General features: G+C 44.4%; 18 protein-coding genes. 8 read left to right on the top strand and 10 right to left on the bottom strand.

Annotated features, from left to right (window positions below; all coding sequences use genetic code 11):
* Positions 1-869, bottom strand: an 869-nt coding sequence (locus tag F6K53_RS27810; protein WP_293082878.1) for a serine/threonine-protein kinase, incomplete at its 3' end; no start/stop codon positions are given.
* Between the two features lie 87 nt (positions 870-956).
* The gene (locus F6K53_RS27805; RefSeq protein ID WP_293082875.1) at positions 957-2288 is read right to left on the bottom strand and encodes a transposase; all 1332 of its coding nucleotides are present in this window, start codon (positions 2286-2288) and stop codon (positions 957-959) included.
* 63 nt (positions 2289-2351) lie between these two features.
* Between F6K53_RS27805 and F6K53_RS27800 the strand changes: the two genes are divergently transcribed.
* Entirely contained in the window at positions 2352-2531 is a 180-nt protein-coding gene (locus tag F6K53_RS27800; protein ID WP_008183384.1) for a hypothetical protein, read from the top strand.
* Between the two features lie 310 nt (positions 2532-2841).
* Here F6K53_RS27800 and F6K53_RS27795 read toward each other — a convergent pair whose 3' ends face one another.
* Positions 2842-3393, bottom strand: a complete 552-nt coding sequence (locus F6K53_RS27795; RefSeq protein ID WP_293025617.1) for an Npun_F5560 family protein — start codon at positions 3391-3393, stop codon at positions 2842-2844.
* A 175-nt stretch (positions 3394-3568) separates the two neighbouring features.
* Here F6K53_RS27795 and F6K53_RS27790 point away from each other — a divergent pair, with 175 nt between their 5' ends.
* The 3 genes from F6K53_RS27790 (at position 3569) to F6K53_RS27780 (ending at position 5658) form a co-directional block, all read left to right on the top strand.
* The gene (locus tag F6K53_RS27790) at positions 3569-3751 is read left to right on the top strand and encodes a hypothetical protein (protein WP_293025619.1); all 183 of its coding nucleotides are present in this window, start codon (positions 3569-3571) and stop codon (positions 3749-3751) included.
* A 200-nt stretch (positions 3752-3951) separates the two neighbouring features.
* Positions 3952-4122 (top strand): hypothetical protein, encoded by a 171-nt coding sequence (locus F6K53_RS27785; protein WP_293025621.1) that lies wholly within the window; start codon positions 3952-3954, stop codon positions 4120-4122.
* A 552-nt stretch (positions 4123-4674) separates the two neighbouring features.
* Positions 4675-5658 (top strand): DUF4157 domain-containing protein, encoded by a 984-nt coding sequence (locus tag F6K53_RS27780; protein ID WP_293067876.1) that lies wholly within the window; start codon positions 4675-4677, stop codon positions 5656-5658.
* A gap of 906 nt (positions 5659-6564) precedes the next feature.
* Here F6K53_RS27780 and F6K53_RS27775 read toward each other — a convergent pair.
* Together F6K53_RS27775 and F6K53_RS27770 are read right to left on the bottom strand one after the other, a co-directional pair.
* Entirely contained in the window at positions 6565-6888 is a 324-nt protein-coding gene (locus F6K53_RS27775; protein WP_293025625.1) for a transposase, read from the bottom strand.
* A 1770-nt stretch (positions 6889-8658) separates the two neighbouring features.
* Positions 8659-8931 (bottom strand): hypothetical protein, encoded by a 273-nt coding sequence (locus F6K53_RS27770; protein WP_293025627.1) that lies wholly within the window; start codon positions 8929-8931, stop codon positions 8659-8661.
* 227 nt (positions 8932-9158) lie between these two features.
* On the opposite strand from F6K53_RS27770, the gene F6K53_RS27765 reads away from it, so the two are divergent.
* Positions 9159-9377: a hypothetical protein gene (locus F6K53_RS27765; protein WP_293025629.1), complete on the top strand. Its 219-nt coding sequence runs from the start codon at positions 9159-9161 to the stop codon at positions 9375-9377.
* Positions 9374-9655 (top strand): type II toxin-antitoxin system mRNA interferase toxin, RelE/StbE family, encoded by a 282-nt coding sequence (locus tag F6K53_RS27760; protein WP_293025631.1) that lies wholly within the window; start codon positions 9374-9376, stop codon positions 9653-9655. The genes F6K53_RS27765 and F6K53_RS27760 overlap by 4 nt, the downstream gene beginning before the upstream one ends.
* Before the next feature lie 126 nt (positions 9656-9781).
* Here the strand turns inward: F6K53_RS27760 and F6K53_RS27755 are convergent, their stop codons facing one another.
* Positions 9782-10360, bottom strand: coding sequence for a Uma2 family endonuclease (locus tag F6K53_RS27755; RefSeq protein ID WP_293025633.1), 579 nt, complete (start codon positions 10358-10360; stop codon positions 9782-9784).
* Positions 10361-10511: 151 nt separating this feature from the next.
* On the opposite strand from F6K53_RS27755, the gene F6K53_RS27750 reads away from it, so the two are divergent.
* Positions 10512-10790: a LapA family protein gene (locus F6K53_RS27750; RefSeq protein WP_293025635.1), complete on the top strand. Its 279-nt coding sequence runs from the start codon at positions 10512-10514 to the stop codon at positions 10788-10790.
* A gap of 11 nt (positions 10791-10801) precedes the next feature.
* On the opposite strand, the gene F6K53_RS27745 is transcribed toward F6K53_RS27750, so the two are convergent.
* Together F6K53_RS27745 and F6K53_RS27740 are read right to left on the bottom strand one after the other, a co-directional pair.
* Entirely contained in the window at positions 10802-11467 is a 666-nt protein-coding gene (locus F6K53_RS27745) for a hypothetical protein (RefSeq protein ID WP_293025637.1), read from the bottom strand.
* Positions 11468-12563: 1096 nt separating this feature from the next.
* Complete coding sequence (locus F6K53_RS27740; protein ID WP_293082872.1) at positions 12564-12788, bottom strand: hypothetical protein; 225 nt, start codon at positions 12786-12788, stop codon at positions 12564-12566.
* Positions 12789-12979: 191 nt separating this feature from the next.
* Here F6K53_RS27740 and F6K53_RS27735 point away from each other — a divergent pair, with 191 nt between their 5' ends.
* Positions 12980-13117: a hypothetical protein gene (locus F6K53_RS27735; RefSeq protein ID WP_293025643.1), complete on the top strand. Its 138-nt coding sequence runs from the start codon at positions 12980-12982 to the stop codon at positions 13115-13117.
* Here the strand turns inward: F6K53_RS27735 and aroB are convergent.
* Both aroB and F6K53_RS27725 read right to left on the bottom strand, forming a co-directional pair.
* The gene (gene aroB, locus F6K53_RS27730; RefSeq protein WP_293067889.1) at positions 13086-14210 is read right to left on the bottom strand and encodes a 3-dehydroquinate synthase; all 1125 of its coding nucleotides are present in this window, start codon (positions 14208-14210) and stop codon (positions 13086-13088) included. The genes F6K53_RS27735 and aroB overlap by 32 nt on opposite strands.
* A gap of 161 nt (positions 14211-14371) precedes the next feature.
* On the bottom strand, positions 14372-16759 hold the full coding sequence (locus F6K53_RS27725) for an ATP-dependent Clp protease ATP-binding subunit (protein ID WP_293067892.1): 2388 nt from the start codon (positions 16757-16759) through the stop codon (positions 14372-14374).
* Positions 16760-16766 lie beyond the last annotated feature (7 nt).

The following is a 16766-nucleotide window of genomic DNA, read 5'->3' as shown; positions in this document are numbered from 1 at the left end:
TCACTGACAGGTTGCCTGAGGTAATCGATCCAAACCCACTTCCCTTCTAGACTATTAAACATATCAAAGGGGTGAACGTTGGTAAGCAGATGAATACAGGTCACCCCTAAACTGTACAAATCGCTGGTTGCGATCGCTTTTCCCATCAACTGTTCCGAAGCCGTGTAAGCCGCAGAGCCAATCATAGTTCCCGTTCGTGCTAGCACAGTTTTTGTAGTCAGCTTAGCAGCGCTGAAATCCACCAGAAACAGTTCGCTCCCCCTTCCCCCCCAAGAATAAAACCTCTTCCTGGTTTTTTGTGTTGGTAGCTGGGACAAAGAGGACTCAGGAGGAGGGCGACGAATGATATTGTGGGGATTGATATCCCGATGAATTACCTGATGACTATGGATAAAGCGCAGCACTGGCAGCAATTCAATCAGGACTTGCCGAACCTGGTTTTCCCTAAACGTCCCTTCCGTTTCCAGTTCTGTGGCTAAGCTTTCCCCCTCGATATACTTGTGGACTAGAGCAGGTTCTCCTGCAATACCTAATTGATGATCCGCCTCAAAATAGGCCAGAAGTTCCGGAATCTGAGGATGTTGTCCCAGCACTTGCAGCCTAGTCGCTTCTTGGCGGAAAGACTCAGCCGCTTTCTGAGCATTGTTCGTATCCTGCTGTTGTAAGGATAACTGTTTGATGATACACTTAGCATTGCTATCATCTGCCTCATCCACCCCTAGAAAGGTACGCCCCATACCACCAATACTAATCAGCCTCAGAGCACGGAAGCGATCGCCCAATCGTAATCTAGTTCCACAATAGGCACAAAACCTGGCCTGATCGGGATTTTGGGGATTTTGGCATTTAGGATTAAGACAGTAGCTCATGATATGGGGTGGTCAAGTCCAAGGGTTGGCAAGTTGACAAGTTAGCCAGTTGACAGATTAAAAGAAAGTTTTCCCCAATTGAACTCTCTACGCTTTGAAAAACGTAGAAACAAGCGCGGATGTCACTTCGCGGGTTGAAACCGCGCGAAGTGACGCTTCACGATAGGATCTAGAAAGAGAATCCAGTCTGTATCGTTGTGGCAGGTTCAAATCTGCCCTACTGACCTCGGCTAGGGGAAACCCTAGCTGTGTCACTACTTTCCGGAGGATGTTACAAGCTCCGTTGCAATCGGCATTTATCAATTCGCCTTTACCTGACCTATAAAGTCCACGCAAAACTCTCTGTCCGCTTGCTACCCACCCCTTAGGTTTCTCGCCAAGTACAGGTAGGAAGTCGCGATCTAAAAAGCTGGCTTTACTCGTATAACTTTCTTCGGTTTCAACAAATTTGATTCCGTACTCGACACACAGTTGCTCAATTCGATTCTTTAATTTAGCGGTAGGGATCTGTACAAACTGCTGATTATTCTTTTTGCCAATATTGATACTGTCTTTATTACGCTTGTTCCAGCCAAAGACTATTGTACTAATTTGGTTTCTTTGACACCAATTAATAATAAATCTAGCCACCTTGTTCACGTTGTCACGCATTTGCCGATTGCGCTTCTCGGTCAAAGAAGCCAATCGCTCATCCCAGTAGTCTTGAGATTTTCCTTTCTTGATCCCAGCTACACGTTTGTTGTACCACTGGTTTTGTGACTTAACTTTTTTGCCATCTATAATGAAAGACTTTCCCAAGTTAGAGACACAAGTTAGCCAGTTATTGAGACCTGGATCTATGCCTAAGACCTTATTTGTTGGCGTCACTGGTTCAGGATTTGGCCTTTCATATACAAACTCTAAATAAAAACAGCCATTCCTAGGGACAAAACGATATTCTTTAATTGAATTATGGTCTATATTAGATGGCATTGGTAGTAAGAAGTGATCAATACCAAACCAGACCTTAATCTGCTTTCCTAAAGTAAACTTGAGTTGGCCTTTTACTAACTTCACCCACCGAGCGGGATAACTAACTACAGCCAGACCTCCCTTCTTGCGGTACTTTGGGACTCTAGGTTTATCTGCCAACTGCCCTTTGTTATACAACTTCTTGAGGGCTTTGTAAGACTTGAAAGACTCAATAACTCCATGCAATGTCTGTTGAGCACAGGCTGATCTCATCGCTTTGAAGTGGACATTACTTTTCATTATTTTGTCCAATTCTGCGTTATTGAGATATTTGCCAGCCTTGAAAAACATTTGACGGCAATAATATATTCCGCAATTTGTTAATTTGTTAGCCTCTGAGCAGATAAATTCTATAACCGCTTGGTTTTCAGATGTCGTGCTTATTAAATGTTGTTGACAACCGTACATATTGCATCGACCTTTTGCTGTGTTAATATAATTATATACCCTGATAATCAAGGTGTCAAGCAAATGCCAGAAGAAACTAAGAAAAAAGTTGGAAGACCGAGTTTGCATGGTGTACGAAAGAAATCCTATAGTGTCATGACTACAGAAACGGCCTGGAATGGATTAAAGGAGATGGCTAAAGATTCTGGTTTAAGCCTTTCTGAGTTCCTGGAAACCCTAGGGAGGACAAAACAGCTTCCATGACACGATAGCCGTATGGGAATCCCGGTACGCTCCCCGGCCACCTAATTTATTGGGTGGCTAACTCTCGCTTGTTATTTCTCTGTTTTCCCCATTTGTAGTTGAAAGTGTTACCTATGTTTAAGTTTGACCCGGTGGTGCGTTACGGGGGGGCGATCTTTTGGCTGGCGTTGAGGCGGAAAATTACGGCGAGCCCCCCCTAACGCACCCTACGCCTTCAACCTTCAACCTTCAACAAACCAACCTTCAACCTTCAACAAACCAACCTTCAACCTTCAACAAACCAGATGAGGCACCCCTAACCCAAAGGCTTTTACACACTACCAAAGGTTGGGATTGGACTACCATTCTGACGATTGAAGCTCGGTAGGTCAACGCGGGTGATATTGCGGCTTCTGACCGCTAGTCGGTAACTGACACTCTGGAGTTCAGCGTGGAGTTGTCGGTTTTCTCGCTGTAACATGGTCACCTTCTCCTTAACTGGTGCCATCCGTTCCGAAAACTTCTGGTGATAAATTTTTGGTAGCTCTTGTACCACTTGTTCTAGCTGACGGGAGCGCTCGGTTAATTCTTCTACATTATCCCGCAATTGCTTAATTTCCGTGTCACGGGTGGCAATTTGCTGTTGATAAAATTCCACCTGCTGCTCCACATCGTGCAACTGTTCTCGCAAGACCACCATCTGAGCCTTATGGCGCTCAGATACCTCTTGGGGAGGTTTGAAATTAGCATTACCCTTCACCAACCGGAATAGTTCTTGAGACAGCTGCTGCACTAACTGGTCTCTAAGCTGCAACTCTTCCCGCAAGCGAGATACTTCCGTTTGCAGAGCTGATCTCGATAGGGTTTCAATCTGCCTCACCATGGCTTACCACTCCAAGTAAATATACAATTTCCAATAGTAGATGGCGACCGGGGGTGTCGATCACTGATCAAACAATATACTGTTGCAGCTAATGTACCATCCAAACCCAGCAATTGACCATTCAAAACTCTTGTAGGGTGGGCAAATGGACTCGAATCGCTGAGGATAAGGTCAGATGACATGTATTTGCCCACCCTACCCCGATTCCCTTTGCTATAAATTAGCTGTTGTAGGCTGGGCAAATGGACTCGAATCGGTGAGGATAAGGTCAGATGACATGTATTTGCCCACCCTACCCCTCTACTCCCGATTCCCGACTCCCGACTCCCGATTCCCTTTGCAGAGAAATTGTTGTTAATAATTGTTACTTATACGGTGCGAGAAAGTAATTCTAGGTTTAACCTGCTTTAGCATTTGTATATTAATGAAGGCCAAAGGATTCCCCAAAAAAAGTCTTTTGTAGGGTGGGCAAATCGACAGTATTCCTGATCTAATGGTCAGATTCACAGAATTTGCCCACCCTACGCCTTGTAGCAAATGCACAGGATAACGGTACTGATGGTCAGATTCACAGAATTTGCCCACCCTACCACTGATATTGTTTTCTTCAAGGGTACAGGGGATGTAAGCATTCAGCCGTCAGCTAATGCGCTACGCGATCGCAAAGCGAACAGCTATCAGGTGATGGGGGGATGGGTCAACGTTCGACGCCTGTTTACGGCACTGTAGGGATAGTGTAAAACGAGCAGGGATTTTCAACCAGCCGTACCAGCACCCCCTAGCTTGTTTACTACCTCCCATTGATTAGCTGACGGCTGACAGCTGATAGCAGAATACAAACCTAAGAAAAAGGAACTAGCTATGCGCACAACTCATACCTATAAACCGAAATATTCTCACTCTACCTCGTGGTCAGATGAACAAAAAAAGAAAGACTCCAGACGGAAAGGTTATCGAGAAATATTGGAAGCAGAGGAAAGGGAGTGGAACGCGGAAAACGCGGTCGGGGAATGGGGAAGTATGAGTGCTAATGTGATGCGCACCTTAGAATCAGGAGTAACCCAACCGGAAAGGGGACGGAGAGAGATGGGGCGGCAAGCCAAGTTTTCGTTTGGACAGCCTGGTGTAAGAAGCAGGCAAGGTGCGAATCACGGTGGGCATCAGGTAGTGCAGCCTAAAAGGATTATGGTGCAGCGGACAGCACAACCGTTGGCGGGGGATACGGTGATAACTGGCGAAAGCTTGAGGGCATCGAGGAGTGATAATCAAAACAAAACTGGCATGCCAGATCGCCTCAAAGCAGGCATTGAAAACCTCTCTGGCTACTCCATGGATGATGTGAGGGTGCATTACAACTCGGACAAACCGGCACAGTTGAATGCACTTGCCTATGCGCAGGGGACGGATATTCATGTGGGACCGGGGCAGGAGAAGCATTTGGCCCATGAGGCTTGGCATGTGGTGCAGCAGATGGAGGGGAGGGTGAGGCCAGGGAGGCAAAAGTTCGGGTTACAAATCAATGAGGAAACGGGGTTGGAGAAAGAAGCGGAGGAGATGGGAAAAAAGGCCTGGCAAAAGCTTGGGAGGAGAAAAGAGAAAACAAATGAGCAGAATTCAGAGAGAGAGGCGGTTGGTAATACAAAGAGAAAAAGGATTTTGTTAAAAGAGGAGCAGGTGACAACCAACAGGAACCACGTTCAAATTTACCCAAATCTAAAAATGTTCAGTAGGGTTGAAGACGAGTTAAGAGACAAGGAATTGTGTTCAACAACCAAACTAATCCAGAAAATGGTAAAAGATGAGAATGTAATGATAGAGGTCGATGAAGATTATAGTACCACGCGCGTTAAACAGGAGCTTACTGATGAATGGAAGGCAACATGTGAATCGATTGTGTTATACAAAAAATTTAAAGATTGTATGGTTTTGGATTTTGGCAAAGGTAATTGTCATGGATATGTGTTTTCAGGGGGTGCTGATCCGGATAGAACAAAGAGTGATCTAAAAGTAGATAACTTAGTAGATCAGTACAATAATGTCCTAATTGATAGAGAGATAACAGTTTACATTAAACAAGGAAGAATAGACCACACAGCTATAGGGCACGGATCAGATGCATTACACAAAATAGCAAATGGTTTGAGCAATGGTTACGGCCCAGTAATTAAATGCGATACTAAGGAATACATGGAGGCGTGTAACTATGAAAAGATGTATGAGTTCCCGAAGGATATAGAAAGATACAGAAAGGATTTATTACGATGATGAAAGAGCGTACGCATGGGTATGGATGGATGCAATAAAGAGCGTACGCTCTTGTAGTGCGATCGCTCTTGTAGGGTGCGAAGCATGAAATGTAACGCACCATCAATATCCAAATTGAAACCAAACCATTCTCAAACAATACCAAGGTGCGTTACGGCTTCAACTATGGTAATCTCATATAATCTTCTCAACCAAACCGCCTAACGCACCCTACAAAATTACCAAATATTATTCATACTATATCCAAATTGAAACCCATTAAATTATACCATTCGAGCAAATAAAATTTAAGTGCGATCGCTCTTGTAGGGTGCGAAGCATGAAATGTAACGCACCATCTATCTGCAAATTGAAACCAAACCATTATTAACTAATACCACGGTAACTAATACCACGGTGCGTTACGGCTTAAAATTATGTAATATCATCTATTTTTATCAACGAATACTACGGTGCGTTACGGCTCAAAATCTTGTCATAACATCGTGTCTTATTACCAAACTGCCCTTAGCACCCTACAAAATCTCTACATACAAAATTTACAAATTATCTTCATTAGATATAGCAATTCCTTTATCATTTGTCAAATCCGTAAAATCTGGAATCGTTGCTGGGCAAGGGTTATAGCCTTCGCTTTGGCCAATATATTTCACGAAATCCCTACAAAATTAAAAAATTCTATTCATCCCAAATCCCCTGTGGTTTTTCTTTCCTTCCATCCTTTCCCCAATCCCTTGGATAAATTCCCTGAGCGATAAACCGATGAATACTGGAATACTTCCAATCTTGGGGATGTTTACATAACCGATGTCGAACCGGATTATCATGAATATAATCACAATGGTGAGCAAAATCCCGTTCATTACGGATTAAATGTTCCCAACAACGACGTTGCCAAAGATTGCTTTACCCTCGCTTGTGTCGTGACCAAGAAACTGCTCGATTAATCCCTAATTGTTGTCCATAATGTTTGGTAACATAAGTTTTAATTAATCGCAATCTCACCGAAAAATCCGGATCATCAGGGGGTAAAGTCCACAAACCATGAAAATGGTCTGGTAACAAAACAAATGCCTCAATGGAAAAAGGATATTTTTCCCTTACCTTAGCGATCGCTTCTCTGAGAGCCTTTTTGCCAATGTCACTACAGAGCCAAGGTACTCTTTGATAAGTGACTTGAGTGATAAAATATGTACCACCGGAAACATGAGGTCTTCTATAATTGGGCATTAGGATCTGCTATATGCTCACATTTATAGTATTCCCAGCTCTCGTAGGGTGCGAAGCATGAAATGTAACGCACCATCTGTATGGTGATCTTCGGTGCGTTACGCTACCGCACTTCACACCCAAGCTCGTGCGATCGCCTCTGTTGTTGCTTGTAATTTTGTGTTGATGCTAGCTTAACTCATTTTGGTGCGATCGCTCTTGTAGGGTGCGAAGCATGAAATGTAACGCACCATTGATATACAAATTGAAACCAAACCATTCTTAACCAATACCATGGTGCGTTACGGCTTCAACTATGGTAATTTCATCTAATCTTCTCAACCAAACCGCCTAGCGCACCCTACAAAATCCCAAAATTATATTCATACTATATCCAAATTGAAACCAAACCATTCTTAACCAATACCATGGTGCGTTACGGCTTCAACCCTTGGTTATATCATCTAATCTTCTCAAGCAAACCGCCTAACGCACCCTACAAAATTGAAAAATATTATTCATCCTATCTCCAAATTGAAACCAAACCATTCTTAAGCAATACCATGGTGCGTTACGGCTTCAACTATGGTTATATCATATAATCTTCTCAACCAAACCGCCTAACGCACCCTACAAAATCCCAAAATTATATTCATTCTATATCCAAATTGAAACCAAACTATCATTAACCAATACCACGGTGCGTTACGGCTTAAACGCTTGGTTATATCATCTAATCTTCTCAACCAAACCGCCTAACGCACCCTACAAAATTGAAAAATATTATTCATCCTATCTCCAAATTGAAACCAAACCATTCTTAAGCAATACCATGGTGCGTTACGGCTTCAACTATGGTTATATCATCTAATCTTCTCAACCAAACCGCCTAACGCACCCTACAAAATTCCCAAATATTATTCATACTATATCCAAATTGAAATCAAACCATTCTTAACCAATACCATGGTGCGTTACGGCTTCAACCCTTGGTTATATCATCTAATCTTCTCAACCAAACCGCCTAACGCACCCTACAAAATTCCCAAATATTATTCATACTATATCCAAATTGAAATCAAACCATTCTTAACCAATACCATGGTGCGTTACGGCTTCAACCCTTGGTTATATCATCTAATCTTCTCAACCAAACCGCCTAACGCACCCTACAAAATTTCCAAATATTATTCATACTATCTCCAAATTTAATCCTATTCAGTTATACCATTCGATCAAAAAAAAAATTAAGCATTATGCTGATAGCTGATAGCTTACCTTTCTTTCAATTACCCCTCAACAAAAAAAATTATAAAAACCCTTGACAACTTAAATTACAATCATTATGATTATATATATTAACCTAAAAACAATTATTCGACTATGCCTCAAAACTCTCAGCCAAATTCAAACAATAATTCAAACGGATTCGTTGTTCCGTACATTTTGAAGGGGTCTCGCCAGCAAATAACCCATACCGTGTATATCCTTAATGGCCTGGGCTACGCTCAACTTACTGACTGGGGTCCTCTTCAGCCGACGGGAAATCCAGGAGAATTTATTACAATTATGATGAGATATTGGATTTGGCGTTAAGACCTTAAATTTCTGGGGGGGTTTCCCCCCTGGACAAAGCATCCGATCAAAATCGGATAGGTGATAAAATTGAGTGCATAAGCGAAAATTCCTAGCCGTGGAAAGTATTTCTGCGGCTATTTTTTTTGGGGTTATTAAGTTGAAATTAGGTTGAAGGTTAGTTGGTTGAAGGTTAGTTAGTTGAAGGTTATCGCACTACGCATTCAGATCTTTGACATTCCTAAACTCCGAAACGTAAGTCATAGCAGACTTCTGACTTCTGACTTCTGACTTGCGCGTAGTGCGATCGCATAAGCGCGGAAGCTGAGGCCTTGGCCAAAAGGCCACGCTACGCGAATGGCCACGCTTTGCGTTCGCGTAGCGTCGGCTTTGCCGAAACGCTTCCGGAGCGTAGCGTGACCTACGGTCAATCGCTTTTGTAGGATGGGCAAAGGTCGATGATAACTCTACAAATGTTGAAAATACCATGACGCAGCCCACCCTACGGCTGACTAGCTGTTCCCGTAGCCCATTAGCTGATAGTCAGTAGGGTGGGCAAAGGTTGATGATAACTGATCAAATGATGAAACTCTCATGACGCAGCCCACTCTACGGCTAAATCTGCCGACTGAGTGCGTAAGCCGATCTTTTAGGTTGGGTTGAGGGGATGACTGATAAAGATAAAATAGAAAGAACCAGCAAATCATCTTGAAAGTATGCTCAAAACCTCAGCCTTTCAGCAAGCGATTGAAACCGTTGAAAAATTGTCCTTAGAAGAGCAAGAGATATTACTCGATACTCTTCTCAAACGATTCCATCTACAACGTAGAGCCATAATATCCCAAGAAATCCAAGAAATTCACCAAGAATTAGCAGAAGGAAAAGTAACATTTGGTTCAGTTGATCAATTCCTTGAAGAACTCGATCAACCATGAAAATAGCATGGACACCCCAATCCCTACGAGGTTTTAAACGAATAATTCGTAAAAGACCAGATTTTAGACCGCTAATTGAAAAAACCGTGCGTCAGTTAGCAGAAGATCCTTTTCATCCTAGCTTACATACCCACAAACTTAAAGGCGATTTATCCAATATCTGGTCATGTTCAATTGACTACAGCTACCGTATTTTATTTGAATTTATCGAAAATCCTGAAGATCAAGAAGAAGCTATTTTGTTGCTTAATTTAGGTACTCATGATGAAGTATATTAGCGAAGCCCTAGTCAGTAGGGTGGGCAAATATCGATGATAACTGTACTTTTGGAGAAACTATCTAGATTTGCCCACCCTACCCAACTGATAACTGAAAGCTGACAGCTGATAACTGAAAGCTGATAGCTAAATCTGCCGACGAAACGCTCTAATCGCTTCTCCCGCATCGGTTTCCGCCATCAAAACACAGCGTCTGAACCAATCAAGATCCAATTCACTCAGTCCAGGTAGCAAGCTACGCTCGATTGGGACATAACTACCATCAGTAAGATGATAAAGCTTTAGTAATCCATCTTCCCAAAACCAAACCTCTGGAACACCTAAAGCTTGATACCGTTCTAACTTACTGATGCCACCACTGCTAAAAACTACTTCAATGGACAAATCTGGAATCGGCTTAACACTACCGATGCAGTAAGACTCGTCAGCTTGGGCAGAGGCGACGCCTTCTTTTTCCTGAGTCATGGAACGAGTTGGCTGAAAGAAAATACCCTTTTCCGTCAGAAAGGTTGTGATTAAGTAACCGATGATACTGGCAAAAATTTCGTGTTCCCGTCCTGGCATCAGAATCTCGATTATCCCATCATAGTAGAACAGCCGTACTCCAGGAGAACCATCAAATCCCTTCTGGATGAACTTAAACTGTTCCCAGGTGCCATCATGGACAATGCGTTGATCGGTGGTTTGGTCGAGTAGTGGGGGCATCCCTCTCACCTCGGGCTATTCTTACCAGCAATTGTGGCACAGGGTTGGCAAGCCAGATCAACCTGTTGACGGAAAAAGGGATTCTATGGGCTACTGTGCTAGAAAAAAGAAGACATAGAGTCACACTAGTCACCAGAAACTAGTAACCATAATGAACTATTCCCATATCAGAATTCTTGGCTTACTTCTGACATCTCTGATAGTTGCGATTTGGATTAGTGCGATCGCTATTTTCTCGATCCAAAATATCACGGAAGTATCCGTGAAGTTTTTAGTCTTCGAGTCAATTGATCTGCCAATCGGTGTTGTCTTGGCTGTTAGCGTTGGTATTGGTCTTCTTGGGGGAGCGATCGCACCTCTAGTGTGGCAGCTTTTGGGGCAATCCTGGAAATTCCGAGACTCTGAGGATGACCTATATTACGATGACTAGACGTGGAGAATCTATTCGTAGTCGATCCGGTCATAAAGTCTATCATCATATTGATGAGACATAAACTCAGAGCGCCGTCTCGCTGGTAGGGAAGGAGGAACACTAGAGTAGGGGTGTTGGACGACGTAAGTTGTACGAGGAGGACGCTGTGGTCGTGAGAGCAAGGCTAACCCCCCAATCACAACGGCACCACCACCAATGGTTACGGCCATACCGCCAAGTCCCCAAAGTATGCCTGACATCAGGGTATTTGCCGTTTGATTAGTGGTTTTACGATTAGGGATTAGTTGCTCAGGAGCCCTGATCACACTGGCATCAACCTGAGCAGTTAGATTGTCTAGCAGTAACTGCTGATTGTGAAGTTGGGCTTTGAGCTGTTCAGTTTCAGCTCGTTGTTGCTCAACCATAGCTTTGAGCTGCTCAGTGTCCCGCCGCTGCTGTTCAACATTGAGCATATTATTTAAATTATTATTTAAATTATTTAAGTTCGGTGAAGCTAGAGCCTGGTTTGGCTGTTGATCTGTGTAAGGGGAATTATAGGGATTGTTAGGGGAAATTTGGAAGGGTTGGGAAGAGGGAAGGTTATTCGCCACCATATTGCCTCCTCCTTTGAGGAGAAACAAAGCTGCCATACCGGCAAAGGCAGCCCCCGTCAGGAATGCCATACCATCACTCATTAATATTGCCTCTCAACTGGAACCGAATTACAACGAATTGCCACTACTGCTAAGGTCGCATATTTTTTAGCTTACGGCAAAAGAAGCCCCTGACATTTTAACGCGCAGCATAATAAGTGTGGGATTAATTTTTCACAGGGTATGCATGGAATTGCTATAATATATGTACTGGTAAACAAAGCCGTTCGCGTAGCGTGGCCTACGGCCTTAAATGCTGGTTTGTCAGGACAACAGTCTTAAAAAAAACACCAAGAAAACAGAGCGGCAGCGATGCAGCGCGGTCTTGGGGGTTTCCCCCACTCGCTATTGCATCAAGAGAGGGCAGTCCGTTCTTAAAGCCCAGCGCCTCCTAAGCAATAGCCGGATTGGCGCTTGTTGCCTACACTGAACCTGAAAGGTCAGTTTAGGAGCTGTCACTTAATTTCACCCTTAACGTTGGGCAATAAGCCCTGTGCCCATAGTTTTGGGGAATTTTGGTGTAACAATTGCAACCATACCCTAAATTGAACAAGATGAGTGACCCATTCCCCCACCACGAGAACGCAGGTGGGGGTCTGAGAACTGCCTATTGTGGTATAATTGGTTTAGCTTGAGCGGTACGGTAAAGGACAGAACAAGATTCTGAGCAACCTAGAGGCACGACCTCTCAACGCCAGGGAAAACAAACCTGTAAATCCTGTGTAGTCGGTTTATATACGTCAGACTCTAGGTAAAATTTTCTAATACAAGCCCCATAGCGGAAACGACTTGGGGGAGAAGTCCAGCAAAAGTCCTGGCTTTTCGGCGCGAATGCCGCCTGTCGCGAGGGATAAACCCTTGTAATCAAGACGGACACCCCCACCTCCCGTAGCAGTTGGGGGGAGCATTCATAACTAGATTGCGGCCAATGTCTACCCTAGCTCATTTTCAAAATTTTGCGATTTCTCGATCAACTTTCCCTAATTGCTATGGATAATGGTGTGGGCAAATCCTTTCAGCCCCCTAGGGTAACCTGAAGATAGTCTTACCCAGTAAGGAATTGAGTGACATGAGGGGTAAAACCCTTTAGCCGATTATCAATGGTTTCATAGCATCTTCGATAGATGTTAATAACAAGTTACCAAACCTTGACATTTGAGTTGGGAGTCGGGAATCGGGAGTCGGGAGTTGGGAATCGGGAGTCGGGAATCGGGAGTCGGGAGTCGGGAGTCGGGAGCGGTGCGACCTGTAGCGAATTTAATTCGCCACGGGTCGCACCTGTAGAATGGGCATCTTGGTGGAACTGGCATCTTGGTGGAATGGGCATCTTGCGTGGAACTGGCATCTTGTGTAGAACTGGCATCTTGCCAGTTTCCTCCTTATTTTCGGGCGGGCAGGATGCCCACTCTATATTTTCGGGCGGGCAGGATGCCCACTCTATATTTTCGGGCGGGCAGGATGCCCACTCTATATTTTCGGGCGGGCAGGATGCCCACTCTACTCCTATTCATTCAAAGACTGACGCAACGCCAATAAAACTACCTACTCGCCCCTTTGTCAAAAACCTACCCTTGTAAGCTACTCCCTATTCCCGACTCCCGACTCCCGACTCCCGATTCCCTACTCCCTACTCCCTACTCCCTACTCCCTACTCCCTTTCCTATTGCTGTATTTGCCGAAGGACTTCCCTAATCACATCAGTTGGCACCTGATCTGTCAAGGTTACTTCACCAATCTTGGTAGGCAAAACAAATCTTACCTTACCCTCTTTTACTTTCTTATCAGTTTGCAGGGTATCAATAATCGCATCAATATCTAGCCCACTGGGTAACTGAGTAGGTAGTCCAGCTTTTTTGATTAAAGCATCCTGGCGTTCGGCATCTTCTGGCTGCCACATCTGGAGTGCCACGGCAATCTGGCCTGCGGCTACCATTCCAATCCCTACCGCTTCCCCATGATTCACTAACTTGTAGCCAGTTAAGCTTTCTACGGCATGACCAATGGTGTGACCATAGTTCAAAATTGCTCTGATCCCAGCTTCTTTCTCATCCTGACTAACCACATCTGCTTTAGCTTGGCAAGACCGAGAGAGAATTGTTTCTAATAAATCCTTTTTCAGGTAACGCAATTGGTCAAGTCGCTTCGATTCCTCTAGTTTCACAAATAGCTCTTCATCCCAGATAATCCCATACTTAATCACTTCTGCCATCCCTGCTCGCAATTCTCTGGCTGGCAATGTTTTTAATACCGACGGGTCAATTAAGACAAATCGTGGTTGATGGAAGGCACCGATCAAGTTTTTGCCCTTGGGATGATTCACCCCGGTCTTGCCACCAACTGAAGCATCAACCATGGCCAACAGCGATGTGGGTACCTGAACGAAATTAATTCCCCTTAGCCAAGTGGCAGCAGCAAATCCTGTCATATCCCCAATTACCCCACCGCCCAATGCCACTAGAGTCGAGGAGCGTTCTAGGCGGTTTTCTAGGGCAACATCATAGATCTTTTGGATAGATTTGACAGTTTTGTATCGTTCACCAGCCGGCAGGGTAAGGCTGGATACCTGATATCCCACTAACTCCAAAGCTGCGATCGCTCTTTTCCCATATCTTCGGAAAATTGCTGGATTAGATACCACTAAAACTTTTTTGCCCAACTGTAGACGGCTCATCCAAACCCCAATATCATCTAAGCCACCTGTGGTCATCTTGCCATCAGGAAGGTGTTGTGCGATCGCAATATCATAGGAATGTTCTGGTAGAGCAACGGGAATAACTAACTTCATGAGGAGGAGCCTTTTTCCTGGTTAACTATGGCGCTGTATATATCTACTAAAAATAAAGATGTAGATGTAGATATATATATTAGAGGGATTGCAGGCAACCCCTCTACAGATCCAGCCTTTAAAGTCCAGCCTAGAAGGAAATTTGGCATCACTCCTTAGCACTAGCAAACACCAACTGGTTGCAGCAGCCTTTTTTGGACATTACCAGATAATACCTTGACCTGACCGTGCTCATCCACATCAACAATTGCTGTATCACCCTCTTGAATCTGACCAGATAGCATGGCTTCGGCTAAGCTATCTTCTAACAAGCTCATAATTGCCCGTCGTAGAGGTCTAGCACCATAGCTTGGTTCGTAGCCTGCTGTGACTAAGTGGTCTTTGAATCGCTCTGTGACTTCGAGGGTAATTCCTTTCTCTTGTATAGAGCTAGAGATTTCCTGGAGCAGGATGTCAGCAATTTCCTTAACTTCATTCTTCTTGAGCTGACGGAAGACAATTATCTCGTCAAGGCGGTTGAGGAACTCAGGACGGAAATAGTCTTTGAGATTTTCATTGACCTGAGTGCGGATCTGGTTGTACCTAGATTCATCTTGGTTATTTGATGACTCAAAGCCAAAAGCACTACCTCCTTTTTCAATCACTTTAGAACCAATGTTGGAGGTCATGATTAATATTGTGTTCTTGAAATCTACAGTACGACCTTTAGCATCGGTTAAGCGACCATCATCTAACAGTTGCAACAGTACATTGAAAACGTCAGGGTGAGCTTTCTCGATTTCGTCAAATAGTACCACCGAGTAGGGCTGGCGTCGGACAGCTTCGGTAAGTTGACCACCTTCGTCGTAACCCACAAACCCTGGAGGAGAACCAATCAGCTTGGAAACAGTGTGGGGTTCCATATATTCCGACATGTCAAGGCGAATCATCTTGTCTTCTGACCCAAACAGGTAGGAAGCCAAAGATTTAGCCAGTTCTGTCTTACCAACTCCAGTCGGACCAGAGAAGATAAAGCTAGCAATCGGTCGATTAGGATCCTTTAATCCAACTCTTGCCCGACGAATTGCCCGAGACACAGCAGTAACAGCTTCGTCTTGACCAATGATCCGCTCGTGCAAAGTTTCTTCCAAGTGCAGTAGCAGAGCTGATTCAGATTCCGTCAGTTTATTGACCGGTATCCCAGTCCAAGACGCTACAATCTGAGCAATGTCTTCTTGATCCACAATCGGAATAGTTGGAGATGGGGATAACTTACCTTCAATTCCCTCACTCTCCCACTCTGATTCTGCTCTAGCCCTTGAAGAAGGCTTTGAGTGCATCAAATGAACCCGACTCCCAGCTTCGTCAATCAGGTCAATGGCTTTGTCAGGTAAATAACGGTCGGAGATATAGCGGTCTGATAATTGAGCTGCAGCCAGTAACGCTTGCTCGGAAATCTGGACTTTGTGATACTCCTCGTAGGTTGAGCGCAAACCATGGAGTATGTCAATGGTATCCTCTACAGAAGGTTCCGAGACCATGACTGGCTGGAAACGACGTTCTAGTGCTGCGTCTTTCTCAATATACTTCCGGTATTCATCCAGAGTAGTAGCTCCCAAGCACTGGAGTTGACCTCTAGCGAGAGCAGGCTTAAGCAAATTAGCCGCATCCATACCCCCTTCTAAGGAACCTGCACCCACTAAGGTGTGAATTTCGTCAATGACTAGGATAATATTCCCCGATTGCTGGACTTCAGACACAACCTGCTTGAGGCGTTCTTCAAAGTCTCCCCGGAAGCGAGTACCAGAAACCAATAAAGCCATATCTAGGCTAATCACTTGTTTGTCTGCCAACAGGTCTGGAACATCTTGAGATAGAATCCGTTGGGCTAGACCTTCTGCGATCGCAGTTTTCCCAACTCCAGGTTCCCCCAGTAAGATCGGGTTATTCTTGCTACGACGACCTAAAATCTGGACCACCCGCTCGATTTCCTGCTGACGACCAACCACCGGATCCAGTTTTCCCTCTGCAGCTAACTTGGTCAGATTAGTTCCAAATTCTTCTAAGGTAGCTTTCTGGTTTTGAGTATTCCCTATAAACGAGGAACCTTGTCCCTTAGCAGTCGTTGCTGCTGTTAATTCTGCTATCGTACTAATGACATGGGTGCGTAATTCTGTTAGGTCTACACCCAGGTTTACCAATACTTGAGTCGCAACGCTGTTCCTGTCTTTAATGATAGCTAGCAACAAATGTTCAGTATCGATGTAGTTGTGTCCAAGTTGCTTAGCTTCCTGGAAAGATTGCTGAAAAACTTCTTTGGCTTTGGGGGTGAAAGGGAGTTCTGAGCTAAACATTCTCGAACCCCGACCCACAGTGTTTTCAACCGAGTAGCGAGCATCTTCGAGGGTAACACCAAAATCACTCAGTACTCTGGCTGCCACAGCTGTTCCTTGTGCAATCAAACCCAACAGCAGTTCCTCAGTTCCTACGAGGCTGTGTCCCAAGCGACGGGTTTCCTCCTGAGCCAGCATGATGGATTTGATCGCTTTATCTGTAAAATGTTCAAACATCCCCGGT

This window comes from Moorena sp. SIO4A1 (assembly GCF_010672065.1).
Taxonomy (GTDB): domain Bacteria; phylum Cyanobacteriota; class Cyanobacteriia; order Cyanobacteriales; family Coleofasciculaceae; genus Moorena.
Note: the sequence above shows the minus strand (reverse complement) of the source record. Positions and strands in the feature narration are given on the sequence as shown.

Excerpts from the sequence above, each read along its gene's own strand:
- F6K53_RS27805 (WP_293082875.1), bottom strand. The coding sequence starts at position 2,288 with ATGTACGGTTGTCAACAACATTTAATAAGCACGACATCTGAAAACCAA.
- F6K53_RS27800 (WP_008183384.1), top strand. The coding sequence starts at position 2,352 with ATGCCAGAAGAAACTAAGAAAAAAGTTGGAAGACCGAGTTTGCATGGT.
- F6K53_RS27795 (WP_293025617.1), bottom strand. The coding sequence starts at position 3,393 with ATGGTGAGGCAGATTGAAACCCTATCGAGATCAGCTCTGCAAACGGAA.
- F6K53_RS27790 (WP_293025619.1), top strand. The coding sequence starts at position 3,569 with ATGACATGTATTTGCCCACCCTACCCCGATTCCCTTTGCTATAAATTA.
- F6K53_RS27785 (WP_293025621.1), top strand. The coding sequence starts at position 3,952 with ATGGTCAGATTCACAGAATTTGCCCACCCTACCACTGATATTGTTTTC.
- F6K53_RS27780 (WP_293067876.1), top strand. The coding sequence starts at position 4,675 with ATGCCAGATCGCCTCAAAGCAGGCATTGAAAACCTCTCTGGCTACTCC.
- F6K53_RS27775 (WP_293025625.1), bottom strand. The coding sequence starts at position 6,888 with ATGCCCAATTATAGAAGACCTCATGTTTCCGGTGGTACATATTTTATC.
- F6K53_RS27770 (WP_293025627.1), bottom strand. The coding sequence starts at position 8,931 with ATGGTATTTTCAACATTTGTAGAGTTATCATCGACCTTTGCCCATCCT.
- F6K53_RS27765 (WP_293025629.1), top strand. The coding sequence starts at position 9,159 with ATGCTCAAAACCTCAGCCTTTCAGCAAGCGATTGAAACCGTTGAAAAA.
- F6K53_RS27760 (WP_293025631.1), top strand. The coding sequence starts at position 9,374 with ATGAAAATAGCATGGACACCCCAATCCCTACGAGGTTTTAAACGAATA.
- F6K53_RS27755 (WP_293025633.1), bottom strand. The coding sequence starts at position 10,360 with ATGCCCCCACTACTCGACCAAACCACCGATCAACGCATTGTCCATGAT.
- F6K53_RS27750 (WP_293025635.1), top strand. The coding sequence starts at position 10,512 with ATGAACTATTCCCATATCAGAATTCTTGGCTTACTTCTGACATCTCTG.
- F6K53_RS27745 (WP_293025637.1), bottom strand. The coding sequence starts at position 11,467 with ATGAGTGATGGTATGGCATTCCTGACGGGGGCTGCCTTTGCCGGTATG.
- F6K53_RS27740 (WP_293082872.1), bottom strand. The coding sequence starts at position 12,788 with ATGCCAGTTCTACACAAGATGCCAGTTCCACGCAAGATGCCCATTCCA.
- aroB (WP_293067889.1), bottom strand. The coding sequence starts at position 14,210 with ATGAAGTTAGTTATTCCCGTTGCTCTACCAGAACATTCCTATGATATT.
- F6K53_RS27725 (WP_293067892.1), bottom strand. The coding sequence starts at position 16,759 with ATGTTTGAACATTTTACAGATAAAGCGATCAAATCCATCATGCTGGCT.